The sequence below is a fragment of the Streptomyces sp. NPDC041713 genome, assembly GCF_055591085.1.
The window spans coordinates 125,056-147,892 of record NZ_JBVIZY010000002.1 but is presented as its reverse complement, the minus strand read 5'-3'; the positions used below and the strand labels follow the sequence as shown (position 1 = coordinate 147,892).

22 protein-coding genes are annotated in these 22,837 nt (G+C 71.6%); 6 read left to right on the top strand and 16 right to left on the bottom strand.

The window, feature by feature from the left end; genetic code table 11:
- Positions 1 to 44: 44 nt before the first annotated feature.
- On the top strand, positions 45 to 1,283 hold the full coding sequence (locus ACZ6CV_RS05540; RefSeq protein ID WP_469249728.1) for a styrene monooxygenase/indole monooxygenase family protein: 1,239 nt from the start codon (positions 45 to 47) through the stop codon (positions 1,281 to 1,283).
- Here the strand turns inward: ACZ6CV_RS05540 and ACZ6CV_RS05535 are convergent.
- From ACZ6CV_RS05535 to ACZ6CV_RS05520, 4 genes are all read right to left on the bottom strand, one after another.
- Positions 1,253 to 2,419: a C40 family peptidase gene (locus ACZ6CV_RS05535; protein ID WP_469249727.1), complete on the bottom strand. Its 1,167-nt coding sequence runs from the start codon at positions 2,417 to 2,419 to the stop codon at positions 1,253 to 1,255. The two genes, ACZ6CV_RS05540 and ACZ6CV_RS05535, sit on opposite strands and share 31 nt — an antisense overlap.
- A gap of 342 nt (positions 2,420 to 2,761) precedes the next feature.
- A complete protein-coding gene (locus ACZ6CV_RS05530) occupies positions 2,762 to 3,034 on the bottom strand; it encodes a hypothetical protein (protein ID WP_469249726.1) in 273 nt (90 codons plus the stop codon).
- A gap of 35 nt (positions 3,035 to 3,069) precedes the next feature.
- Entirely contained in the window at positions 3,070 to 3,795 is a 726-nt protein-coding gene (locus ACZ6CV_RS05525; protein ID WP_362364727.1) for a TetR/AcrR family transcriptional regulator, read from the bottom strand.
- An 84-nt stretch (positions 3,796 to 3,879) separates the two neighbouring features.
- The gene (locus tag ACZ6CV_RS05520; protein WP_362364730.1) at positions 3,880 to 4,818 is read right to left on the bottom strand and encodes an AurF N-oxygenase family protein; all 939 of its coding nucleotides are present in this window, start codon (positions 4,816 to 4,818) and stop codon (positions 3,880 to 3,882) included.
- A 126-nt stretch (positions 4,819 to 4,944) separates the two neighbouring features.
- Here ACZ6CV_RS05520 and ACZ6CV_RS05515 point away from each other — a divergent pair, with 126 nt between their 5' ends.
- Positions 4,945 to 6,051 carry a ferritin-like domain-containing protein gene (locus ACZ6CV_RS05515; RefSeq protein ID WP_362364733.1) on the top strand — a complete coding sequence of 369 codons (1,107 nt, stop codon included), beginning with the start codon at positions 4,945 to 4,947 and terminating at the stop codon, positions 6,049 to 6,051.
- 17 nt (positions 6,052 to 6,068) lie between these two features.
- Here the strand turns inward: ACZ6CV_RS05515 and ACZ6CV_RS05510 are convergent, their stop codons facing one another.
- The 7 genes from ACZ6CV_RS05510 to ACZ6CV_RS05480 all read right to left on the bottom strand — a co-directional run bounded on the left by ACZ6CV_RS05510 (position 6,069) and on the right by ACZ6CV_RS05480 (position 12,750).
- Entirely contained in the window at positions 6,069 to 7,529 is a 1,461-nt protein-coding gene (locus tag ACZ6CV_RS05510) for a penicillin-binding transpeptidase domain-containing protein (protein WP_469249725.1), read from the bottom strand.
- 25 nt (positions 7,530 to 7,554) lie between these two features.
- The gene (locus tag ACZ6CV_RS05505) at positions 7,555 to 8,919 is read right to left on the bottom strand and encodes an FtsW/RodA/SpoVE family cell cycle protein (RefSeq protein WP_469249724.1); all 1,365 of its coding nucleotides are present in this window, start codon (positions 8,917 to 8,919) and stop codon (positions 7,555 to 7,557) included.
- A gap of 75 nt (positions 8,920 to 8,994) precedes the next feature.
- Positions 8,995 to 9,342: an SH3 domain-containing protein gene (locus ACZ6CV_RS05500; protein ID WP_469249723.1), complete on the bottom strand. Its 348-nt coding sequence runs from the start codon at positions 9,340 to 9,342 to the stop codon at positions 8,995 to 8,997.
- 95 nt (positions 9,343 to 9,437) lie between these two features.
- Entirely contained in the window at positions 9,438 to 10,691 is a 1,254-nt protein-coding gene (locus tag ACZ6CV_RS05495) for an ATP-binding protein (protein WP_469250281.1), read from the bottom strand.
- An 80-nt stretch (positions 10,692 to 10,771) separates the two neighbouring features.
- Entirely contained in the window at positions 10,772 to 11,566 is a 795-nt protein-coding gene (locus ACZ6CV_RS05490) for a hypothetical protein (protein ID WP_469249722.1), read from the bottom strand.
- 68 nt (positions 11,567 to 11,634) lie between these two features.
- A complete protein-coding gene (locus ACZ6CV_RS05485; protein WP_469250280.1) occupies positions 11,635 to 12,225 on the bottom strand; it encodes a class F sortase in 591 nt (196 codons plus the stop codon).
- 150 nt (positions 12,226 to 12,375) lie between these two features.
- Positions 12,376 to 12,750: a hypothetical protein gene (locus tag ACZ6CV_RS05480; protein ID WP_469249721.1), complete on the bottom strand. Its 375-nt coding sequence runs from the start codon at positions 12,748 to 12,750 to the stop codon at positions 12,376 to 12,378.
- Between the two features lie 343 nt (positions 12,751 to 13,093).
- Here ACZ6CV_RS05480 and ACZ6CV_RS05475 point away from each other — a divergent pair, with 343 nt between their 5' ends.
- Positions 13,094 to 13,903, top strand: coding sequence for a nuclease-related domain-containing protein (locus ACZ6CV_RS05475; RefSeq protein ID WP_469249720.1), 810 nt, complete (start codon positions 13,094 to 13,096; stop codon positions 13,901 to 13,903).
- Between the two features lie 24 nt (positions 13,904 to 13,927).
- Here the strand turns inward: ACZ6CV_RS05475 and ACZ6CV_RS05470 are convergent, their stop codons facing one another.
- Complete coding sequence (locus ACZ6CV_RS05470; RefSeq protein ID WP_469249719.1) at positions 13,928 to 14,356, bottom strand: nuclear transport factor 2 family protein; 429 nt, start codon at positions 14,354 to 14,356, stop codon at positions 13,928 to 13,930.
- Between the two features lie 115 nt (positions 14,357 to 14,471).
- The gene (gene ligD, locus ACZ6CV_RS05465) at positions 14,472 to 15,356 is read right to left on the bottom strand and encodes a non-homologous end-joining DNA ligase (RefSeq protein WP_469249718.1); all 885 of its coding nucleotides are present in this window, start codon (positions 15,354 to 15,356) and stop codon (positions 14,472 to 14,474) included.
- Between the two features lie 121 nt (positions 15,357 to 15,477).
- Between ligD and ku the strand changes: the two genes are divergently transcribed.
- Positions 15,478 to 16,605, top strand: a complete 1,128-nt coding sequence (gene ku, locus ACZ6CV_RS05460; protein WP_469249717.1) for a non-homologous end joining protein Ku — start codon at positions 15,478 to 15,480, stop codon at positions 16,603 to 16,605.
- A gap of 24 nt (positions 16,606 to 16,629) precedes the next feature.
- Here ku and ACZ6CV_RS05455 read toward each other — a convergent pair whose 3' ends face one another.
- Both ACZ6CV_RS05455 and ACZ6CV_RS05450 read right to left on the bottom strand, forming a co-directional pair.
- Positions 16,630 to 17,415, bottom strand: a complete 786-nt coding sequence (locus tag ACZ6CV_RS05455) for a thioesterase II family protein (RefSeq protein ID WP_469249716.1) — start codon at positions 17,413 to 17,415, stop codon at positions 16,630 to 16,632.
- A 276-nt stretch (positions 17,416 to 17,691) separates the two neighbouring features.
- Positions 17,692 to 18,993 (bottom strand): MFS transporter, encoded by a 1,302-nt coding sequence (locus ACZ6CV_RS05450; RefSeq protein ID WP_469249715.1) that lies wholly within the window; start codon positions 18,991 to 18,993, stop codon positions 17,692 to 17,694.
- 306 nt (positions 18,994 to 19,299) lie between these two features.
- Between ACZ6CV_RS05450 and ACZ6CV_RS05445 the strand changes: the two genes are divergently transcribed.
- Together ACZ6CV_RS05445 and ACZ6CV_RS05440 are read left to right on the top strand one after the other, a co-directional pair.
- Positions 19,300 to 19,821, top strand: coding sequence for a TetR-like C-terminal domain-containing protein (locus tag ACZ6CV_RS05445; RefSeq protein WP_469249714.1), 522 nt, complete (start codon positions 19,300 to 19,302; stop codon positions 19,819 to 19,821).
- Positions 19,822 to 20,105: 284 nt separating this feature from the next.
- Positions 20,106 to 21,845, top strand: a complete 1,740-nt coding sequence (locus tag ACZ6CV_RS05440; RefSeq protein WP_469249713.1) for a phosphorothioated DNA-binding restriction endonuclease family protein — start codon at positions 20,106 to 20,108, stop codon at positions 21,843 to 21,845.
- Positions 21,846 to 22,154: 309 nt separating this feature from the next.
- Here ACZ6CV_RS05440 and ACZ6CV_RS05435 read toward each other — a convergent pair whose 3' ends face one another.
- The gene (locus ACZ6CV_RS05435; protein WP_469250279.1) at positions 22,155 to 22,505 is read right to left on the bottom strand and encodes a PDDEXK family nuclease; all 351 of its coding nucleotides are present in this window, start codon (positions 22,503 to 22,505) and stop codon (positions 22,155 to 22,157) included.
- Between the last annotated feature and the right edge of the window lie 332 nt (positions 22,506 to 22,837).

Sequence of the window (22,837 nt, the reverse complement as noted above, 5' to 3'; positions counted from 1 at the left end):
CACGGCTCCGGCCGCTCAAGAACGTACGTAGGAGAAGTGCCCCCATGCGGAATATACTTGTCGTCGGAGCCGGTCAGTCCGGTCTCCAGATCGCCCTCGGACTCCAGGCGCAGGGGTACGAGGTCACCCTGATGTCCAACCGCACGGCGGACGAGATCCGGTCCGGCCGGGTCATGTCCACCCAGTGCATGTTCCACACCGCGCTGCAGCACGAGCGGGACATCGAGGCGAACTTTTGGGAGTCGCAGGCCCCGCGGATCGAGGGCGCCGGCGTCTCCGTGGCCGGCCCCGACGGCTCCCGTGTCATCGACTGGGTCGGCAAGCTCGACGGCTACGCGCAATCCGTCGACCAGCGCGTGAAGATGGCCGGCTGGATGGACACCTTCGCGCAGCGCGGCGGCCAGCTGGTCATCCACGGTGCCGCGGTCGGTGACCTCGACTACTTCGCGCGCACCTACGACCTGGTCCTGGTCTCCGCGGGCAAGGGCGAGCTCGTCTCGATGTTCGAGCGCGACGCGTCCCGCTCCCCGTTCACCGAGCCGCAGCGGGCGCTCGCGGTGGCGTACGTGCACGGGCTCGGCCCGCGCCCCGAGCACCCCGAGTTCGACGCGGTGCGCTGCAACCTCGTGCCGGGGATCGGCGAGCTCTTCGTCATGCCGACGCTCACCCTCTCCGGGCGTGCGGACATCCTCTTCTGGGAGGGCGTGCCCGGCGGCCCGCTGGACGTCTTCCAGGGCGTCAAGGACCCCTCGGAGCACCTGGCGCTGACCCTCGAACTCATGGAGCGGTACCTGCCCTGGGAGTACGCGCGCGCCACCAAGGTCGAGCTGACCGACGCGGGCGGCACGCTGGCCGGGCGGTACACCCCGACCGTCCGCAAGCCCATCGGGCGGCTGCCCGGCGGCGGTCTGGTCCTCGGCGTCGCCGACGTGGTCGTCGCCAACGACCCGATCACCGGGCAGGGCTCCAACTCGGCGTCCAAGTGCGCGGCGTCCTACCTCTCCTCCATCGTCGAGCACGGCGACAAGCCGTTCGACGAGGAGTGGATGCAGTCGGCGTTCGACCGCTACTGGCGGACGGCGCAGCACGTCACCAAGTGGACCAACGCGATGCTCGGCGCCCCGCCGGAGCACGTCCTGAACATCCTCGGTGCGGCCGGGCAGCTCCAGCCGGTCGCCGACCGGTTCGCGGGCGGCTTCGACGACCCGGCCGACTTCGAGAACTTCTTCTTCGACCCGGAGAAGGCCGCCGCCTACCTGGAGACGGTCGCGCCGGGCGCCTGACCGTCGTACCCGACGTCACTGCCCGAGGTGGCGCCCGCGGGCAGCCGCGGCGGGGTGTAGCCGCGCATGGCCCGGCCCCGGGGGTCGGGCCGCACGGCGCCGAGCACCGGGTTCGCCGCGATGGGGGAGACCTTGACGCGGGCGCCGGGGCGCGGCGCCTGGACGACCTTGCCGTCGCCCAGGTACATCGCCACGTGCGTGGCCTTGGGGAAGTAGACGACCAGGTCACCGGGGCGCAGCTTCGCCAGGGGGATGCGGCGCAGCTCGGCCCACTGCTCCTGGCTGGTCCGCGGGATCTCCCGGCCGGCGTGCGCCCAGGCCCGCTGGGTCAGCCCCGAGCAGTCGAACGCCTTGGGACCCTCGGCGCCCCAGCGGTAGGGCCGCCCGATCTGCCGCACCGCGTAGTCGAGGGCCTTGTCGCCCTGCCGGGAGGGCGGCCGGGTGGCGGGGCTGCCGCCGAGCGCGCCGGACGCCATGAACCGCCGCTGGGCCTGTTCGGTGTCCGCCGTCTCCGCGTCCCGCAACGCGGTGAGCTGGTCGGGGGTGAGGGCGGAGAGCAGCCGCTCGACCTCGCGCAGCCGTCCGTCGACCTTGTCCCGCTGCTTCTTCTGCCGTGCCGCCAGGGCGCGTTGGGAGTCGAGGGCCTTCTTCGCCGCGCGCGCGAGGCCGTCCGCCTGCCGTTCGCCGCCGACGAGGCGCCGCATCGTGGCGGCCCGTCCCGCGGCCACCCGCTGGATGACGTGGCCCTGTTCCAGGGCGCGCTGCGGATCGCGGGCGAGCAGCAGCCGCAGATACGGCGAGAGGTCGCTGGTGCCCTGGTACTGCCGCCGGGCGAACAGTCCGGCGTCGCCCCGGCTGTCCCGCACCGACGCGCGGGCCCCGGCCAGTCTCCGGTCCAGCTCGGCCGCCTTGGCGCGCTGCGTCTTCAGCTTCTCCGCGGTGGCGTTGTACGTCTCCGTGGCCTCCTCCGCCGACCGGTACAGCCGCTGAAGGTCCGTCAGGAGGCGGGCGACGGGGCGGGCTTCCGGACCCGGGGCCTCGGGTGCTGCGGGTGCCGCGTGGGCGGGGGGTGCGGTGGTGCACAGGGCGCCGAGGGCGGCCCCTGTGCAGACCCACTTCAGCAGTGTGGCTGACATGTCATCACCTCCGGTGCGCGAGGGCTCTCCTGCGCTCAGGGTGAGCATCCGGCCCGCCGCCCGGGGCCGCCTCCCGGCGGGGGCGGTCGGCGCAACTTGGGTCCCCCTTGCAGGGGGCGTCGGCGTGGTGGGTTGCGTCGCGAGATTTCCGTCTGCGGGTGCGTGGGGGCGAGCCGCGCAGTTCCCCGCGCCCCCAAAACGCCCCTGCGGGGCGCCCTCAGGGGTGCGGGGCGCAGGTACGGGTTTGAGGGGCGCGGATACGGGTTTGAGGGGCGCAGGTACGGGTTTAAGGGGCGCGGGGAACTGCGCGACCAGCCCCCACGCACCCGCGGAGACAAACCGTCAGCGGGCCCCCGGCTTAGACCAGGGCCACTTCAGACCCCCACCCGTTTCGCCCCCCGGCGAGAACTCGTACTGCCACTGGGGCGTCAGTCTGAGCCCGCCGCCGGCCCGCGCGTCCACCCGCCGGTAGACCAGAACGGTCGGCGGGCCGCCCGCGTCATCGGGGACGGGCACGCGGTACACCTTCGGCGGGTGCCCGGTCGGCCCGAGCAGGACCGGCAGCACCCGGCCGTCCAGGGGGCCGCCCACGAAGGGAGTGTCTTGGCTCTTCACGCCCCCAGTGTCACACCGCGCAGGTCAGCGCGGCATCAGAGCAGGTGCGCCGCGTCGGCCACCACGGGCAGCACGTGCCGCGCGAGGTCGCCGACCGGACCGTCCGGGGTCTCCAGGGTGAGCGCCCACCGCACCACGTCCGCCGTCTGCGGATCACGCCCCGCCGTCGCCACGAGCACCGCCATGAACTGCTCCACCAGCATGTCCCGCAGCTCGTCCAGCGCCGGGTGCTTGTCCCCGTCGAGCCAGATCAGCGAGGCCGCCTCGACCGCGGTGATCCACATCCGTACGGTCATCCGCAGCCGCGGACCCGGCTCCGCCACGCCCAGGTGGCTCAGGATGTGCTCGGCGGCGGCCCTGCGCACCCCGTCCACGATGGCGGTGGTCCGCGAGGTCTCGACCACGCTGCCGCCCTGCAGCAGCGCGCTGAACCCGGTGTCGTGCTGGTCGACGAAGGCCAGGTACCGGTCGAGCGCGCGGGAGAGCCGCCGGGTGAGCGGGCCCTGCGGCGGCTCGGCGAAGCACTGCTCCAGGTCGTCGGCGGCGGAGCGCAGCGCGGCCTCGTACAGCTGCTGCTTGCCGCCGGGGAAGTAGCGGTACACGAGCGGCCGCGAGACCCCGGCCGCCTCCGCGACGTCGTCGAGGTTGACCTCCTCGGGCGCGCGGTGCGCGAAGAGGGTGAGCGCGGAGTCGAGCAGCTGTCGCCGCCGCGCTTCGACGCTCAGGCGGCGGTAAGCGGGGGTCGTGGCTGGCGAGGTCATGCCTCGCAGCGTACTTGGGCAGCGCTCCATAAGGGGCGCGGGGAACTGCGCGACCAGCCACAGGCGGCCCGCGCTCGAGAAGAACTAGGCCAACAACCCCGAACTCCGCCAAAGCCGTCGCCCGACACCCCGCATCACACCGATGTCGTCCAGGAAGTCCGTCAGCCGCTTCGCCCCGGTCTGCATGACCTCCCTGCGGTGGCCGCTCGCCTTGACCTGCGCGACGGCCTCCCGGCGGTCGAGGCCGACGTTCGTGTACACCTCGGGATTGACGAAGGCGAGGGAGAAGACCCGGGCGGCCTCACCGCAGCTGAGGCGGGTCAGCTGCCGCTCCCAGGCGGGGGCGGTCACCATCTGGCGCCGCAACTCCTCCCGCGCGTACCGCACATGGCGGGCCTCCTCGACGACGTGGATGCGGGTCACCCCGCGCACCAGCGTCTGCACCCGCTCGTCCGGGAACGTGAGGCGCTGCATCCAGTCGAGGATCTCCTCGCCGAGCAGGGTGCAGGCGAACGAGCCGGGGGTGGTGGAGACCGTCTTGAGGACGCGCGCGAGGTTGTGGTTGAGGCGCGTGACCGGGTACGTCGGCGCCCCGCCCTTCTCGATCATCCGCGCGAACATCATCGAGTGCCGGCACTCGTCGGCTATCTCGGTGAGCGCGTACCGCACATGCGCGCTGGTCACCGACTTGTCGTAGATGTGCCGGACCAGGAGCTGCATCAGGATGATCTCGAACCAGATGCCGAGCGAGGCGAGCGAGGCGGCCTCGTGCCGGGCCAGGTCGAACCGCTGCTCTTCGGACATCCGCTTCCACAGCGGGGTGTCGTAGAGGGAGACGAGCTCGGGCGGCCAGAACCACTTGCCCTCCTCGACCGGGGCCTCCCAGTCGAGTTCCCTGTCCGGGTCGAAGGAGTGCTTGGCGGACGACTCCAGGAGCCGCGCGGCGACCTGCTCCCGGTCCTTGAGCAGTCCGAGCGCGTCCCGCAGGCCGTCCAGCGAAACGTCTTCCGTCACGGTCGTCATGACTGTTCCTGCCTTGTCGCGGGGTTACCGGCGGTCAACTCTTATGAGACTGCTTGTCAGTAAGGCCGTCAATCCCTTGCGCACGACTTGTTGACCCCTTGTCCAGGAGCGTGTGAGCCTGCCGTCATGGCGACGAGTGAGCTTTACACCAGTCCACCGAATGGTCTCAACTGGCAAGTCCCGTCCGCCGGTTCGGCCCGTTTCAGCTGGGAGTACGACGAGGGGCGCGAGCGCCTCCTCGCCCTCTACCAGAAGGGCAAGGACAAACAGTGGGACGGCGCGAAACGCATCGACTGGGACCTCGAGGTCGACCCGCTCGACCCCCTCGGCACCCCCGACGAGGCGATGACGCTCTACGGCACCCCGCACTGGACGAAGATGACCGAACGGGACCGGGGTGAACTGCGCAAGCACTACGCCTCCTGGCAGTTCAGCCAGTTCCTGCACGGCGAACAGGGCGCGATGGTGTGCGCGGCCCGCATCGTCGAGTCGGCCCCCGACCTGGACGCCAAGTTCTACTCCGCGACCCAGACCATGGACGAGGCGCGGCACGCGGAGATCTACGGCCGCTTCCTGCACGAGAAGATCGGGATGCTCTACCCCGTCAACGACAACCTGCAGGCGCTGCTCGGCGACACCCTGCGCGACTCCCGCTGGGACATGCCCTACCTCGGCATGCAGGTGCTCATCGAGGGCCTCGCGCTCGCCGCGTTCGGCATGATCCGCGACACCACGGACAAGCCGCTGCCCCAGCAGATCCTCGCCTACATCATGCAGGACGAGGCCCGGCACGTGGCCTTCGGCCGGATGGCGCTGCGCGACTACTACAAGCAGCTCACCGACGCCGAGCGGCGCGAGCGCGAGGAATTCGTCATCGAGGGCTGCTACTTGATGCGCGACCGGCTGCGCGGCGTCGAGGTCCTGGAGAACTTCGGCATCCCCACGGCGCAGGCCGAGGAGTACAGCGAGCAGTCCGAATACCTGGCGCTCTTCCGGCAGTTGCTCTTCTCCCGCATCGTGCCGTGCGTCAAGGACATCGGCCTGTGGGGCAAGCGCCTGCAGGAGGCCTACGTCGACATGGGCGTCTTCGAGCTCGGCGACGCCAACCTCGACCAGCTCATGGCGCAGGACGAGGAGATCGCCGAGAAGCTGGACGCGGAGCGGTTCGCGGCCGAGGAGCGGGAGCGGGTGGCGGAGGTGCGGGACGCGATCACGTCCGGCGGTACGGGCTGAGCGCCCCCTCCGGCACGTCAGTCGGCGCCGATCGCCGCCTCCATCACGGCCTTCGCGATCGGCGCCGCGCTGCCGCCGCCACTGATGTCCCCGCGGTCCGCCGACGCGTCCTCGACGACCACCGCGACCGCCACCGAGGGCTCCGCCTCGTCCGCGGGCTGCGCCCAGGAGATGAACCAGGCGTACGGCGTACCGGTGTTGTCGATGCCGTGCTGGGCCGTGCCCGTCTTGCCGCCCACCGTCACGCCGGGGATCGCGGCGTTCGTGCCGGTGCCCTTCTCCACGACGTCCGTCATCATCTCCCGCAGCTGCATCGCCGTGGCCGGATTCATCGCCTGGCCGAGGGACTTGGCCCCGGAGGTGTCGAGCACGTCGCCGTCGTCGGTCGTCGTGCGGTCCACCAGGTGCGGGGACTTGACCGAGCCGCCGTTGGCCACCGCCGCCGAGACCATCGCCATCTGCAGCGGCGTCGCCCGGGTGTCGTACTGCCCGATGGAGGAGAGCGCGAGCTGCGCCTTGTCCATCGAGGTGTCGAAGTTGCTCGCCGCGACGGACGAGGGAATGCGCAGATCGCGGTCGTTGAAGCCGAAGCCGCGCGCCGTCCCGGACACGGGCCCGAGCCCGGTGTCCACCCCGAGCTTCGCGAAGACCGTGTTGCACGACCACTGGAAGGCGTAGCGCAGCGAGGCGTTGGTGCAGCCGTCCACCTCGTTGGTCAGCTGGGTGGTGGTGCCGGGCAGCGTGTACGGGCTGGGCGACTTGGTCGGCGCGTCCAGGTCCGTCACCGTGCCCGCGTCGAGCGCCGCCGCGGCCGTGACCACCTTGAACGCCGACCCCGGCGGATAGGTCTGGCGGATCGCCCGGTTCAGCATCGGCTTGGTCGGGGCGCGGTTCAGCTCCGCCCAGGCGTCCGTGACCCCCCGGCTGGTCCCCGACAGCCGCTCCGGATCGTACGAAGGGGCGCTGACCAGCGCGAGGATCCGGCCGCTCGACGGCTCCAGGGCGACGACCGCGCCGCGCTTCCCGCCCAGGCCCGCGAAGGCGGCCCGCTGCACCGCCGCCTTGATGGTGGTCCGCACGGCGCCGCCGGGGTTCTGCGTGCGCGTGATGTCGTTCCACAGGGGGAAGGGCGCGAGCATCGGATCGGTGCCGGAGAGGATGGCGTCCTCGGCGTGCTCCAGGAACGTCGTGCCGTACACCTGTGAGGCGAAGCCGGTCACCGGGGCGTACAACGGCCCGTTGCTGTACGTGCGTTCATAGCGGAGCTGCTCGCCGGTGTCCTTGGAGCCGGTGACGGGCCGGCCGTCGACCAGGATGTCGCCGCGCGGCTGGGCGAACCGGACGATGGTGTTGCGGCGGTTGGCCTGGTTGGCGTCCAGGGACGCGGACTGGACGACCTGGACGCGGGTGGCGTTGACGAGCAGGGCCACGAGCAGCAGCGCGCAGAAGGCGGCGGCGTGCCGGATGTACCTGGTCACGCGGTCTCCTCGCGGTCGTGCCCGGTCACACGCCCTCCTCGCCGACGGGCTGGCTGCGCGCCGAGTCGCTGATCCGGATCAGCAGCGCCACGATGATCCAGTTGGTGACGACCGAGGAGCCGCCCTGCGCGAGGAAGGGCATCGCCATGCCGGTGAGCGGGATGAGCCCGGTGACGCCGCCCGCGATGACGAAGACCTGCAGCGCGACGATGGAGGCGAGCCCGATCGCGAGCAGCCGCCCGAAGGGTTCGCGCAGCGCGAGCCCGGAGCGGAAGCCGCGCTCCACGAGCAGCGCGTAGAGCAGGAAGATCGCGCAGAGTCCGGCGAGTCCCAGCTCCTCGCCGGCCGTCGCCAGGATGAAGTCGGACTTCGCGGCGAAGCCGATGAGGATGGAGTGGCCGAGCCCGAGCCCCGCGCCGAGCATCCCGCCGGCCGCGAACGCGAAGAGGGACTGGGCGAGTTGGTTGGGGCCCTGCCCCGCGTCGATGGAGGCGAAGGGGTGCAGCCAGTCCTCCACCCGGCTGTGCACGTGCGGCTCCAGCGAGCCGACCGCGAACGCGCCGAGGGCGGCGAGCAGCAGGCCGACCGCGATCCAGCCGGTGCGGCCCGTCGCGACGTACAGCAGGATCACGAAGAGCCCGAAGAAGAGCAGCGAGGTGCCGAGGTCGCGCTCCAGGACCAGGACGCCGACGCTCAGCAGCCAGATCGCCACGATCGGGCCGAGGACGCGCCCGGTGGGCAGTTGGAGGCGCTTGAACCGCCACAGGGTGCGTCCGGTGTAGGCGAGCGCGTTGCGGTTGGCGGCGAGGTAGCTGGCGAAGAAGACGGCGAGCAGGATCTTGGCGAACTCGCCGGGCTGGATGGAGAAGGCGCCGACCCTGATCCAGATCCGGGCGCCGTTCACGGCGGGGAAGAAGATCGGCACGATCATCAGGACCAGCGCGGCGACGACGGAGAGATACGCGTACCGCTGCAGGACGCGGTGGTCGCGCAGGAAGAGGACGGCGGCGATGAAGAGCCCCACGCCGATGGTCGACCAGATCAGCTGCGCGGGCGCGGCCTCGTCGCTCGGCGTCTCCAGGTCGAGCCGGTAGATGAGCACCAGGCCGAGGCCGTTGAGGAGCACCGCGATGGGCAGCAGCAGCGGATCGGCGTACGGGGCGCGGAAGCGGACGGCGAGGTGCGCGAGGAGGGCGAGCACACCGAGCCCGGCGCCGTAACCGGCGGCGCCGGGCGGGACGGTGCCGTTCTTCGCGAGGCCGACGTCGCAGTATCCGTACACGGACAGCAGGACGGCGACGACCAGCAGGGCGAGTTCCGTGCCGCGGCGACGGGGGACGCGAACAGCGGGAACCGCGGGGGGTGCGGCGCCCGTGCTCGTTCCGGCCATGCCGGGAACGTAGCAAGCAAATCAGCCGGAAGTCCGCTTATGTCGACTATGTCGGCCGGGTGGGGTGACGGGGTGTCAGCACCAGCGCGGAACCTTGCCGATGTTCGCGATGTACTGCGCGGAGCCCCAGGCCCAGGTCCCGTCGGTGAGCAGGTACCAGATGTTGTTGTTCACCACCCGGTCGCCGCGCGTCTTGCAGAAGATCGTGACGACCTTGCCGCGCGGGACGCTGCGGATCACCTTGCTGCCGCGGGTCGGAGCGTTGCGCAGCAGCAGCCCGTTCTTGGCGGTGACGCGGCCCTTGTAGACGGGCGGGTTGTGGGTGTCGTCGAGGGCGGCGGCCGGGCCGGTGACGGTGAGAGCGGCGAGGGCGCCGCCGGCGGCGATTATGCCGAGCCGGGTGGCGGTGGTCCGCGGGGACATGAGGCCTCCTCAGGGAAGGGTGGGTCGGCGCGGCCCTGGCGGATGCTCAGATGCCGCGAATCCCACTAAAAACGGCCCTTTGTCCCCTCGCAAGCTCACGTTGCGCCGGGTGGCCCGCCCCGCTCGTCCCGCCCCTGCCGGCCGTCGTCGTCGGCGGACTCCTCGAACGGCAGCCGCAGGGTGGCCACCGCGCCCCCGTCCACGGCGTCGGAGAACGTGAGCCGCGCGCCCAGCACCGCCGCCTGGCCGAGCGCGATGGTCAGCCCGAGACCGTGCCCCTTCGAGGAGGTGCCCTCGGTGCGGAACCGCTGCGGCCCGTGCTCCACCAGGTAGGCGGGGAACCCGTCGCCGTGGTCCCGCACCGTCACGACCGGCCCGTCGACGGTCACCAGGACCGGCGGACGCCCGTGTTTGTGCGCGTTGGCCACGAGGTTGCCGAGCACCCGTTCCAGGCGCCGCCGGTCGGTCTCCACACAGACGTCGCGTACGACGACGAGCTCCGTGCCCTCACCGGAAGAGCGCACCACCCGCTCCGCCAAAGGGGCGAGCCGGTGGGCGTCGAGGTCCACCCGTTCGCTCTTCGCGTCGAGCCGGGAGATCTCCAACAGGTCCTCGGTCAGCGTGCGCAGCGCGGCGACCCGGTCGCGCACCAGCTCCGTCGGCCGCCCCGGCGGCAGCAGTTCGGCCGCCGCGTGCAGCCCGGTCAGCGGTGTGCGCAGCTCGTGCGCCACGTCCGCGGTGAACCGCTGCTCGCTCAGGAGCTTGCCCTGCAGGGTGGACGCCATGGTGTCCAGGGCACCGGCGACCGCGGCCACCTCGTCCTGGTGCCGCGGCGCCCCGGTGTCGCTCGGCCGGGAGTGCGGGTCCCGCACCCGCGCGTCCAGGTCGCCCGCGCTGATCCGCCGCGCCACCTGCGCCGTCTGGTGCAGCCGCCGGGTCACCCGGGTCACGGCGAACGCGCCGACCAGCAGCGTCGCGCCGATGGCCAGCACCGACGAGCCGAGGATCGCCCGGTCGAGGCCGTCGATGGTGCGGGCGCCCTGGGCGTAGTCGACCTGGACGGCGATGACGCGCTCACCGTCGGCCGGGCCCGCCGCCCACATCGTCGGCCGGGACTCGTGGGCGGCGACCATCGTGCCGCGCCGCCCGTTCGCCGCGAGGTCGTGCAGCCGGTCGGGCAGGCCCGCCGGGTCGACGCCCGCGCCGGGACCGAGCCGGTCGCCCGCCTCGTACCGCGCGGTGACCTCCTTCAGGCGGGACAGGGCGCGCTCGCGGGCCTGGCCCACGGTCTGGTTGGTCACCGAGACATGGACGAGCGCGCCGAGCAGCGCGGCCAGCGCGCAGCACATGACGGTGATGAAGACGGCGGCCTTCCAGGTGAGGGTCGCCGTCCAGGCGGGGAGCCGCGGCCCGCGCGGCTGACGGCGGCTCACCGCCCGCCGCCCGCAGCGGGCGAGCCGGAGGGCGACGCGCCACCGGAGGGCGTGCCGCCGCGCGAGGGCGCCGGGCTGTGCGAGGGCCTGCCCGGCGAGGGGCGGGGCGACTTGGGCCGGGGCGAGCCGGTGGCCCGGACGATCTCGTCGCTCGTCGGCAGCATCGCCTTCTGGTGGGAGTCCCAGGACCAGACCGTGTGGTACTCGTACCCGGCGAGGCTGGAGATGGCGCGGATGATCAGGTCGCGCCCGGCCAGCTCGACGCCGAGCACCGCGTCGCTCATCTCCATGATCTGCGTCAGCTGCCGGTCCTCCTCGGCGTAGACGCGGATGTCGAGGTTGTCGTCGGGCGTCGAGACGCCGACGACCAGGTCGTCCCTGCCGTCACCGGTCAGATCGCGGTAGTAGGCCTTGAGGACCGGGCAGCGGCCCTGAGGCGCGGAGTCGTCCGCGGCGCAGTCGTCGAGCCGCTCGACGGTCTCCTTGTACGCGCGGTCGGAGCGCTCGTACGACCCCGGGTTCTCGGTGAAGTCCGCGCGGACGACGTCGACCGGGTCCACCTTGTGCAGGTCGCCCTTGGGCACGTCGACGCCCTTGACCTTGACGCTCTCTATGGCGCCGTAGTCCTCGGCGGGCACCGAGGGGGAGGGCAGGTCGGGCCAGAGGTGGGTGGGGCCCTCGGCGGTCGGCGTCGCGCCGGCGTCCCGCAGCCCGCCGGGGTCGCCGCAGCCCGCCACGGCGAGCGCGGCGAGGACGGCGAAGGCGGCGGCCGCGAGCCGGCTGCGGTTCACTGCACTCCTGCCTGCCGCGGGGCGCGGCCTGTCGTGGCACCAGGCCTGCTGTCACGACAGGCGGGCTGTCACGACACCAGATCGGCGTAGAGGATGATGTTGTCCGACCGGTGACCGCCGACGATGGGCCCGCCGCAGGTCAGCAGCCGCAGCTCGGGTCGGTCGGTCGTCCCGTACACCTTATTGGTGGGGAAGTCCTCCTTGTCGACCTGCTGGATCTCGCGGACCTCGAACCTCGCCGTGCTGCCGTCCGCGCGCGGGACCTCGACAGTGTCGCCGACCTTGACCTCGGCGACGTTCTTCATCAGCGCGGGACCGTTCGCCGTGTCGTAGTGCGCGACGATCACGGCGGGGCCCTTCTCGCCGGGGGTGACCCCGCCGGCCCACCAGCCGGGCTCGTCGGCCTTGTCCGCGGGCGGCACCTCCAACTCTCGGTCCGCGCCGATCTTCAGGTCGAGCATCGAGTGCGCGTCGACACCGGCGGCGGGGATGCGCAGACCGGTCGGCTCGGACGCCTTCAGCGGGGCGACGGCCTGCCGGGCCGGGGCGGTGGCCGCGTTGTTCACCCTGACGTCCGGGGCCGGGTCGCCCTTGCCGCCCTGACCGCAGGCGATCAGACCGATGCCGAGCGCGGCGGTGAGCGCGGCGGCGGCCGCGATGCGGGCGGTGTGCGGGCGCCGGGGGGCGGGGGCGGGGGTCCGCGCCGCGTCGGGCTCGGAGCCGGTGGGAGTGGTCACGGGGACTCCAGGGGGGCAGGTCAGGCCGGGGATGAGGAGCGAGGAGGGGGGAGGGGAGGCGTGGGGGTGGGGTCAGGAGCCGGTGCGGCCGCGGCGCATCATCGCGTAGCCGAGCCCCGCGGCACCGGCCGCGGCCATCCCGCCGCCGGCCGCCAGGAAGACGGGATCGCCGGCGTCCCGCACGCCCTGCGCGCCGGCCGCGACACTGCCCTTGGGGGAGCGGGACGTGCCGTGCGGCCCCTTCTCCGGCCCGGGTCGCTGCGTGGGTTTCTCCGTCGGCCGCTGGGAGGGGCTGCTGTCCGGTGCCGGTGACTGGCTCCGCGCGGCCGTCGGTTGCTCGGTCGGCGCGTCGGCCAGGGCGCTCGCGGCCGGTATGAGGAGCGCCCCGCCGACGAGGGTGGAGAGGGCGGCGGTACGGAGGAAGCTGCGGCGGCCTTCGGTGCTCACGGGTCGTTCCTTACGGTCGGTCGGCTGGTCGCTCCGGTGCGTTCGGGCGGACAGCCACGACGTTAGATGTCCGTTATTGCGGCCATTCGTCGGCTATGTAACGGCGGCCCATAGCTGTGCGGGCGGTGCCGTTACGGGACCGAGGGGGCGCCGCGCCCGGACGCACCGGGACCGGACGCACCGGACCGGGCGCACCGGACCGGGCGCACCCGGACGCGACGCACCCGGCGCACCCGGACCGGCGGCCCCGGTGCAAAGGTGACGTGGCTTCTCCCCCGCCGCCGCGAGGTTCTTGCCGGGGGAGCCCACAGGCTGTTCCCATGGTCGAGGGGGGTGATGGCGCATGAGCGGACTGCGCGTCGTACCGGCCTGGCGGCACGGTCAGGAGCGGTTGTACGTGTGTCTCGCGGACGGCAGGAGCGTGGCCTGGTACGACCGCGACGCGTCCCGCGTCCATCTGCTCGGCGAGGACCACGAGCAGGACGTGCTCGACGCCCTCGCACCCTTTCTGACCGGCGAGTTCACGGTGGGCCCGCCGCCCGTGCCGACCCCCGTCGAGCTGGCCAGGCTAGCCCTCCACCCGGACGACGACCTCGCCCCCAACCGCCCCGGTGAGGCCCTGCGGACCTCCCTCGACCGCGACCCGCCGCCCGCCCGCAGACTGCGCGCCGACGCCCGGCACCGCGCGCTCGCCGCGGAACAGGCGGTCGGCGAGGTTCTGGACGCCCTGGAGGGCGGGGGCTGGCGGGTGCTGCACTCCGTGCCGCTGCCCGGCGGCGCCCGGATCCACCATCTGCTGATCGGCCCCGGCGGCCTGTTCTGCGTGGGCGCCCTCGCCGTCCGCAGGCAGCGGGTGCGCATCGCCGACCCGATGGTCACCGTGGGCCGCGCCGCACCGGTCCCGCTGCTGCGCTCGATCCGCTCCGACGCGGGCCGGGCCTCCTTCGCGCTGACGGCCGAGGTCCGCCCGGTCCTCGCGCTGGCCGGGACCGGCGCCGCCGACCTGGATCTGGGGACGCCGCCGCGTGACGTACGGGTGCTGCGCGAGAGGGACCTGCCGGGGCTCGCCCGCCTCGGCGGGGTGCTGAAACCGGCCGACGTGGAGGCCCTGCACGCGCTGGCCAGGGACCGCCGCACCTGGCTGCAGGTCTGAGCCGGCCGCCGGCTCGGAGCCGGCTCAGAGGTTGTCGCCCCAGCCGCCCTGGATCATGGTCTGGAAGGCCCAGGACCCGCCGCGCCGGACCAGGATGTCGGCGTAACGCAGCTGCTGCGTCTCGCCGTTCGCCGTCATCACCGAGTCGGTGAAGACGACGGCCATGGCGGGGGAGAGGAAGACGGGCGTGCGCGTCGACTCGAAGGTGATGTCGCCGCCGCCGCTCCCCATCACGTGCGTCATGGTCGCCACGAACTGCTCCCGGTCCCACTGCGCGGAGCGCCCGTCGCCCGCCGCGTCGTCGCTGACCAGGTTGAGCGGGAAGACGGCCAGATCGGCCATGCGCTCGACATCGCGCCGTGCGCTGTGCGCGTCGTACTCGGCGAACCAGGCGGTCAGGCTCGCGCGGTCCTCGTGGGTCGGGACGTATCCGGTCTCGGGAAGGACGGTCACGTGGTCTCCTTGTCGTCAAGTTTGACTACTGGCGAAGAAGGTATGCCTCCGGGGACCTCTAGTCAAACTTGATTAGCGGTGACGCCGGTCACATGCGGCACCGGGACGTGGTGGTTCAGGCGGGCAGCGGCCGGGCCAGCTCGGGGTCGAGGAGCGGTTCGAGCAGATCGCCGTCCTGCCGCAGCCGGGACGTGACGTCGTCCGCGGTGAAGACGAGCTGCCCCGGCTCCGTGCACTCCTCGACCTCGTCCCAGGTCACCGGCGCGGAGACGGTCGGCTCGGGGCGGGCCCGCAGGGTGTAGGGCGCGGCGGTGGTCTTCGCGGCGGCATTCTGGCTGAAGTCGACGAAGACCTTGCCGGGGCGCAGGCTCCGCGTCATGCGGTGCACGACGAGCTCGGGCAGCTCCCGCTCGGCCTCGACGGCCAGCCCCTTGGCGTACGCGGTGACCTGGTCGGACGGGGTCGGCTCCAGCGGTACGAGCAGATGCAGCCCCTTGCTGCCCGACGTCTTGGCGTACACGTGGAGCCCGTCGGCCGTCAGCCGCTCCCGCAGCCAGAGCGCCGCCCGGCAGCACTGCACGACGGTGGCGGGCGGCCCCGGGTCGAGGTCGAACACCATCCGGTCGGCCCGCGCCGGGGCGTCCGCCCGCCACTGCGGCACATGGAACTCGGTCACCAGGTTGGCCGCCCACATGAGGGACGGCAGATCCTGTACGAGGATCTGCCGCACGCCTCCCTCGGAGCGGGGCACCTCGGCCGTGTGCACCCAGTCGGGGGTACCGGGCGGCACGTTCTTGGCGAAGAACTGCTGACCGTCGGGCCCGTCCGGATAGCGCAGGAAGGAGACGGGCCGGTCGCGGAGGTGGGGGAGGAGGGCCTCGGCCGTGCTCGCGTAGTAGTGCAGCAGCTCGGCCTTGGTGAAGCCGCTCGCGGGATACAGCACCTTCTCCAGGTTGCTGAGCGGGAGCCGTCGCCCCTCCACCTCGGTGATAGGCGTCATACGATGAGACTCCCACAAAAACCCCATAGCGCTCGTAGTACTCATAGCACTCGCAGAACTCGTAGCGCTCGTAGAACTCATAACCCCCATCTGCCCTCCCCGCCCCAGTGAGGTGTCGGACGTGCGATCCATATGGAACGGTGCCATCTCCTTCGGCCTGGTCAGCATCCCGATCAAGCTCGTGAACGCGACCGAGAGCCACTCGGTCTCCTTCCGCCAGATCCACACCGAGGACGGCGGCCGGATCCGCTACCGCAAGGTGTGCGAGCTGGAGGAGCGCGAGGTGTCGTCGGCGGAGATCGGCAAGGGGTACCAGGACGCGGACGGTTCGATCATCCCGATCACGGACGAGGACCTGGCCGCGCTGCCGATCCCGACGGCCAAGACGATCGAGATCGTCGCGTTCGTCCCGGCGGACCGCATCGACCCGCTCCAGATGGACGCCGCGTACTACCTCTCGGCGAGCGGCACCCCCGCGGCCAAGCCGTACACGCTGCTGCGCGAGGCGCTGAAGCGGAGCCAGAAGGTGGCCATCGCGAAGTACGCGCTCCGGGGCCGTGAGCGGCTCGGCATGCTGCGGGTGGTCGACGACGTGATCGCCATGCACGGGCTGCTGTGGCCGGACGAGATCCGCGCGCCCGAAGGGGTGGCACCCGAGACGCACGTCACCGTCCGCGAGGCCGAACTCGACCTGGCGGACGCCCTGATGGACACGCTCGGCGAGGTCGACATCTCGACCCTGCACGACGACTACCGCGAGGCGGTCGAGGAGCTCATCGCCGCGAAGGTCGAGGGCACGGCCCCGGCGGAGCGGACCCCGGCGGCCGAAGGGGGCGGCGGCAAGGTCATCGACCTGATCGCCGCGCTGGAGAGCAGCGTCCGCGCGGCGCGTACGGCGCGGGGCGAGGAACCGGCGGACGAGGCGGTGGCCGAGGTGACCCCGATCGCGCGCAAGTCGTCCCGTACGACGCCTAAACAGACGCCCAAACAGACACCCAAGCGGACGCCGAAGCAGGTGGGCGGCAAGAAGTCGACGTCGTCCGCGACCGCGGCGACGAAGAAGACCGCGACGGCCAAGAAACGGACGACGAAGACGACGGCCGCGAAGCCGACGGATACGAAGGCGACGGAGACGAAGGCGGGCGTGGCAGGCAGGACGACGAAGAAGACGGCGACGGCGGCGAAGAAGTCCACGGGGGCCGGAGCGGCGAAGAAGGCGACGACGCCCAAGCGGCGCGCCTCGGCCTGAGCCGAGCACGTCTCCCTGGACGCCTTACCGCCCCTGTTCCCGCAGCCGCGCAGACCTCTGGTCCTGGCCCCGGAGGGCGGATGCGACGAGTTCCGTCACGTACGAAAGGTGTTCGTCGAGGAAGAAGTGGCCGCCGGGCAGCACATGGCAGGAGAAGGCGCCGCGCGTCTCGCTCTCCCAGGGCCTGACGTTGTCCACCGCGACGCGTGGGTCGGCGTCGCCGGCCAGGGCGACGACCGGGCAGTCGAGCGGCGGTCCCGGCCGGTGGACGTGGCGTTCCAGGAGCCGGTAGTCGGCGCGGACCGGCGGCAGGATGAGCGGCAGCAGATCGGGGGAGGACAGCACCTCGTCGGCGGTGCCGGACAGCTCCCGCATGTACGCGACGAGCTCACGGTCGGGCATCTCGCTGACCGGCAGCCGCCCGGCGAAGGGCCGCCGAGGCGCCGAGGGGGCCTGCGCGGCGGAGACGAACAGCGCCACGGGCGGCCGCCCTTCGGCGCTCATGCGCCGCGCGGTCTCGAAGGCGAGGACCGCGCCCATGCTGTGCCCGAACAGGACGGTGGGCGTCCCGGCGCCCCGCCCGCGCAGCGCGCCGAGCACGGCGTCGACGACCTCGTCGGCCCGCTCGGCGAACGCCTCGCGCAACCGCTCCCGGCGCCCCGGGTACTGGACGACCAGCGGCTCCACGGCCCCCGTGAGGGCGGCCGACAGCGCGTGGTGCGAACTGGCGGAACCCCCCGCGTGCGGAAAACAGACGAGCCGGGCGCGGGCGTCGGGGGCAGGGTGGAAGCAACGAATCCACTCGCTCACGAGCGAGCCTCCTTTCCGTGCCGCGCGGAGGGCGGCGGTTCCGTGCCGCGCGGGGGCGGCGGTGCGTTGCCGCGCGGAGGGCGGCGGTGCGGTGCCGCGCGGAGGGCGGCGGTGCGGTGCCGCGCCGAGGGCGGCGGTGCGGTGGTGCGACGGGTGGGTCGGCCTGAGCGGGCTCGGATCACCACGTCCGCCAGCATGCCCGAAGGGGGCGCCACGGCTTCGGGCAGGTCCGGGGCAACGTCGACAACTGCTCGCCCGCGGGCTGCCGTACGCCGGTCATCTTCGCGACGCACGCCTCCTTGCGAGCCTCGGCGGGGCGACGAGGGCGCGGCGCCGGGCCCGTATCTGGATCAGGCGCAGGACGAGGGCGACGAGCGTGATCGCGACGATCGTCAGCGCGTAGATCTCGGTGGCGGTCCGCAGCCCCAGCACGGTGACGGCGATCCCTCCGAGTACGGCGGGCACGCTGTTCCCCAGGTAACTGATGACGTTGGCCAGGGCGAAGACGGCGCTGCGCTCGTGCGGCTTGGCTATCCGGGCGAAGGTGCCGAACGTCGCCAGCACCGACGCACCGACTCCGAAGCCCGCGACGACGGTGCCGAGGGCGGCGAGCCAGGCGAGCTCCTCCACCGTGCCGGCCAGCGACATCAGGGTGCCGAGGCCGAGCAGCGCGGACGCGGGGGCGAGCAGCACGGACGCGGGGCGGGAGCGGAGCAGGGCGACCGCGAACGCCCCGGTGCCGGCGAGGAGCGTGACGACGACGCCGCCGATCAAGTGGTTGTGCAGCCCCAGCAGTTGGGCCGCCACGGACGGTCCGAGCGAGAGGTACATCCCGGCCAGGGCCCAGCCCGCGATCATCACGGGCACCGCCGGGACGATTTCGGCGCGCAAGTACGCGGGCATCGCCACCCGCGGACGCAGGGAGGCGACGGCTCCCGGCCGCCGGGGCGATGTCTCCGGCAGACGGGCCACGACCACCCCCGCCAGCACGAACCCGCCGAACAGGAGGGCGTAGACGAGCCGGGTCGGACTGGGCCCGAACTCCACCAGCACGCCGGACCCGAGGGCGCCGAGCGCGAGCCCCGTGAGGGGGGTCACCGAGGTGATGACGCCGGCGCGGCCACGGGCGTGCGCCGGTTCGAGATCGGCGAGGGTGGCGCTGAGGGCGGTCGTGGCGGCGCCGGTGGCGATGCCCTGGAGCACCCGGGCGGCCGACAGCACGAATACGTCCCCGGCAACGGCGAACAGGACGAGCGCGAACAGCTCCAGACCGATCGCCGCGGCGAGCACCGGCCGCCGCCCGAGATGGTCGGACAGCGCTCCGACGACGAGCAGCGAGCCGAGCAGACCGACCACGTAGAGGGCGAACACGAGGGTCAACACCCAGGCGGTGAAGTGCCATTGCTGCTGGTAGACGACGTAGAGCGGGGACGGCGCGCTGGAGGCGGCCAGAAAGAGGACGAGGACCGCGGCCACGGAAGGAAAGGCCCAGCGAGGCCGGCCCTCCCGCGGCTCGCGGCGGGGAGCGCCCACGCCGCGGAGGGGCGGTGCGGCGGTGACGACGGATTCAGCGGGCATACCGACCTCGCAGCGATCGTTGCGTTAGTGGTGGAAACGTACCACAAACGCAGCGATCGCTGCACTATTAACGCAACGATCACTGCGAAAAGCTATGCGGAGTCTCGCGGGGGGCCGATCCCGGACACGAGTAAAAGCAACGATCAATGCGACAATGACGGCATGTCCCCAACGCCTCCCGCTGGGCCCGCGCCCGCGTCCACCGCCTCCGCAGCGTCCGGGCCCCCCGCCGTGTCCGGGACCCCCGCAGCCGGTGTCCGGCCAGGCGGCCGGTCCGCCCGAGTCCGCGCGGCCGTCCATCGGGCGGTGGCGGAACTGGTCGCGGACGAGGCCGGCGAAACGCTCACGATCCCCGTCGTGGCCGCGCGTGCGGGCGTGCACGCCACCACGGTCTACCGGCGCTGGGGCTCCGTCGCCGACCTGCTCGCCGACGTCACGACCAGCCGCTTCGCCGGCGACATCGTGGTGCCGGACACCGGAAGCCTCCGCGGCGACCTGGAGCGCTACGCGTCCGACCTGGCCAAGGACGTCAGCGACCCGGACACCCTCGCGCTGGTGCGGGCCACGATCGGCACGGGAGGAGAACAGGGCGCCGCCGCCTGCAGGGGAGACCGCCAGCACCAGTTGGAGGCCATCCTCGACCGCGCCGAGACCCGCGGCGAGGCCCCCCCATCCCTGGAACGCGCCACAGACGCGGTCCTGGCCCCCCTCTACTACCGAGCGGTCTTCACGACCGAACCCCTGACCCCGGAGTGGGCCCGTGGGCTGGTGTCCCACCTGCTGCCGTCATCGCGGGACGAGTCTCCGACGAAGCCGTCGGCGACTTGACGCGCTCGGGAGCGGGCTGCGCGAACTGAGCCACTATGTAGCGAATCCACCCGAGCCGGAACTGCTCCAGGCGGCGCGGATGTTCGTGGCAGTAGGCCACCGTCTCGGTGCGGACGAGCTCCAACTGCTCGTCGCGGTCCGCGCAGCACTGGGCGTTCAGCCGGAAAACCGAACGCGGCCGGCAGGATGGCGAAAGTAGAATGCTGGCAACGGGGGGAGACTCGGTGGGAAGCCGGTTGCGTGTGGGGGATGTATATCGGTCCGCCCGAAACAGGAATCCCAAGGTGGAGTGCATCGGTGGCTACCCGAACATCCACTACGTCACGGCTTCCGACATCCTCGCTCCGATCCAGCTCAGCAAGGGGATCAACCCGACCGCCAAGGTCAAGGCCCCCGAAGGATTGCGACGTCCGGCGCTCCTGATCCGTTCCAGCCCCTGGAAGGCAGGCACGGCTGAGACTCCGTGGCGCGACGTGTTCGACCTCGACAACGGCCGCGTACGTTATTTCGGGGATCACCGGGTCGATCACACGGAGCCTTTGGGCAAGACTCCGGGCAACGCGGTGCTGTTGGATGCACTGGCCGATCACCAGATGGACACCGCGGAGCAGCGCGCCTCGGCCGCACCGCTGTTGCTGTTCGCTTCCGTCACGCGCAACAAGACCCCCAAGGGGTATGTCCAGTTCTGCGGGGTGGCAGTCCTTGAAGGTGTGGAGAAGGTCGAACAAGAGGCAGACGGAAGGCCCTTCCCCAACTACTACTGCGAATTGGCTGTATTGGACCTGAGTCAAGAAGACGATCAGTTGGATTGGGCGTGGATCGAGGCTAGGGGGAACCCGGAACTTTCAGCCCGAGAAGCGGTCGAGGTCGGTCCTTCTTCCTGGCGTCGGTGGGTGGAGCACGGACGTTCCGTCCTGCCCGAACTGAAAAGGCGGACCAACCGCCCTGCCGAAGCCCTCGGCCCCGTTCGGCAGGTGCCCGGCGACGGTGAGACGGCAGCGCCGTTCCCCGCCCCGCGGCCCTCGCGCGACGGCACCGCCGCCATTTCCTCTGTACCGGCCGATCCGTCGGATGACCTCACGGTCGGTCTGCTCATGGACAGGCTGCGCAACCTCAAGGTCCACAAGGCGAACGGTCGGCCGAGCAGGCACAAGCCGTTGGCTCTGCTGTGGGGTATCTCCAGGGTGGCCACGGGAAAGCCTCCAGTCGCACCGTGGCGGCAGTTCCGGGACGAGGTGGGAGGGCTGCTGGCCGAGTTCGGCCACCCCGAGTCCAGGGTCACCCCCGAGTATCCGTTCTGGCACCTGCAGACGAGTCATCTGTGGGACGTGCACGGTGTCCCGCCCGAGCACGCGGGCGTGGCGCACGCGGCGACCTTCGACAGACTCAACCCCAAAGGCGGAATGACCGAGCAGGCCGAGCGTCTGCTGGCTGACACCTGTGTGCGGTCCCAGGCGATCGCTGTCCTGCGGGAGACGCACCTTGCCGACATGGATCAGTCGGCCCTGATGGAACGGCTGGGAATGGCCGGTTACGAAAGTGCCGCCGGTGTCTCGGATTTCGCTGAGGAGCAGGAGGGGGAAGCGGGTCCAGCCGCGCGACGGACGGCTACTTCGTCCCGCATCGTTCGGGACACCGCGCTGACGGCCAGACTGAAAAAGCTGCACGGCGACCGGTGTCAGGTCTGCGGACTGCAGTTGTCGACCCGATTCGGCACCTACAGCGAGGCCGCTCACATCCGTGGTCTCGGCCGTCCTCACAACGGCCCCGACGAGCTGCCCAACTTGCTGATCCTGTGCCCGAACCACCACGTCCAATTCGACACACTGGCGCTCTACATAGACGTCGACGGCATTGCCCGTAGAACTGTCGACGGCGCTCCCATAGGCGAACTCCGCCGGCACCCTGCTCACCGGATCAGCGAAGAGCACGTTCGCTATCACCGTTCGCTGTGCGGCAGAGACACGACGTACGTCGAGACACACGGCTGGTCCATGCCGCCCGGCTTGCATTCCGACCACTAGAGCGGGAGTGATGCCGAGAGGTCGGACGGGCGGGTCCCGGTCCGGCGGTCTTGTGGCGAGGACGGGTCCCGCCGGCCCCAGCAGCTCACGGCAGCACTCGTCCGCAGATACGCGAAGACCCCGGCCTCAGCGTTTCCGCTGGTGACGGGGTCTTGGGCACCTTCTGCAAGGTGCCCCCGGCAGGATTCGAACCTGCGCACACGGCTCCGGAGGGCGCGTGCCTCTTGTGCACTACCGCTGGGCAGAGACGGGTGAGCACATCGTTACGCCTCTGCCGTCCACGAATAGGCCGCGCAATCGCACAGGCAGCTACTCCAACATGATCTCTTCCGGACGCCGGTTCGTAACCGCGGTCTCTCGCACCGTCAGTATGTGCTCGATGCAGGCTTCGAGGTCTCCCCCGTGGTCGTCCCGGGCCATGCTTCTGAGTTCCCGAGCCAGATCCATCCTGTTGATGAGGACGACCGGGTACTGGTCTTCCACCATCTCGGTCTGCGCGGGCACGGAATAGGCACCGGTCGTGACGTACACGCCGATCCAGCCGCGTCGAAGTCTCGCCACGACGCGAGCGATCTGCTCGGCGGTCACGAGGTTGTCGAGCTTGACGCATTTTGCCTGTCCGAGGACGACGAGACTGGTACCGGCCAATCCGCTGCCGATGTGGAGTCGCCCGACGAAGTCTGTTCCTCCGTCGCCGGATCGGCGGGTGAGCCACCCCTCGACGTAGCTGTTGCCAGCGCCGCGCAGAACACGCGACCGCGGAGGCGACAGCCTCGAAATCGTGCTTGCGTCCGTCGAAGTACTTATAGATCAGCTCTAGATTTCTGGCCTTCGGCGTGCCCGGAGCCGGGCGCTGCTTGGGCATCTTGGTCACCTTGGCACGAGCAACGCGCCGTCGGAGCCTGGGGAGCGCCGAGACGCCGTGCTTGACCCACTCGCGTCAAGCCTGCGGTGCGAGTTCGAGCGACGCTGCGTCGCTCACGGCCTTGTTC

Bases quoted from the DNA above. Each gene is read 5' to 3' on its own strand.
- ACZ6CV_RS05540 (WP_469249728.1), top strand. From the start codon at position 45: ATGCGGAATATACTTGTCGTCGGAGCCGGTCAGTCCGGTCTCCAGATC.
- ACZ6CV_RS05505 (WP_469249724.1), bottom strand. From the start codon at position 8,919: ATGGCCGGAACGAGCACGGGCGCCGCACCCCCCGCGGTTCCCGCTGTT.
- ACZ6CV_RS05520 (WP_362364730.1), bottom strand. From the start codon at position 4,818: ATGACGACCGTGACGGAAGACGTTTCGCTGGACGGCCTGCGGGACGCG.
- ACZ6CV_RS05475 (WP_469249720.1), top strand. From the start codon at position 13,094: ATGAGCGGACTGCGCGTCGTACCGGCCTGGCGGCACGGTCAGGAGCGG.
- ACZ6CV_RS05515 (WP_362364733.1), top strand. From the start codon at position 4,945: ATGGCGACGAGTGAGCTTTACACCAGTCCACCGAATGGTCTCAACTGG.
- ACZ6CV_RS05500 (WP_469249723.1), bottom strand. From the start codon at position 9,342: ATGTCCCCGCGGACCACCGCCACCCGGCTCGGCATAATCGCCGCCGGC.
- ACZ6CV_RS05450 (WP_469249715.1), bottom strand. From the start codon at position 18,993: ATGCCCGCTGAATCCGTCGTCACCGCCGCACCGCCCCTCCGCGGCGTG.
- ACZ6CV_RS05495 (WP_469250281.1), bottom strand. From the start codon at position 10,691: ATGTGCTGCGCGCTGGCCGCGCTGCTCGGCGCGCTCGTCCATGTCTCG.
- ACZ6CV_RS05525 (WP_362364727.1), bottom strand. From the start codon at position 3,795: ATGACCTCGCCAGCCACGACCCCCGCTTACCGCCGCCTGAGCGTCGAA.
- ligD (WP_469249718.1), bottom strand. From the start codon at position 15,356: ATGACGCCTATCACCGAGGTGGAGGGGCGACGGCTCCCGCTCAGCAAC.
- ACZ6CV_RS05535 (WP_469249727.1), bottom strand. From the start codon at position 2,419: ATGTCAGCCACACTGCTGAAGTGGGTCTGCACAGGGGCCGCCCTCGGC.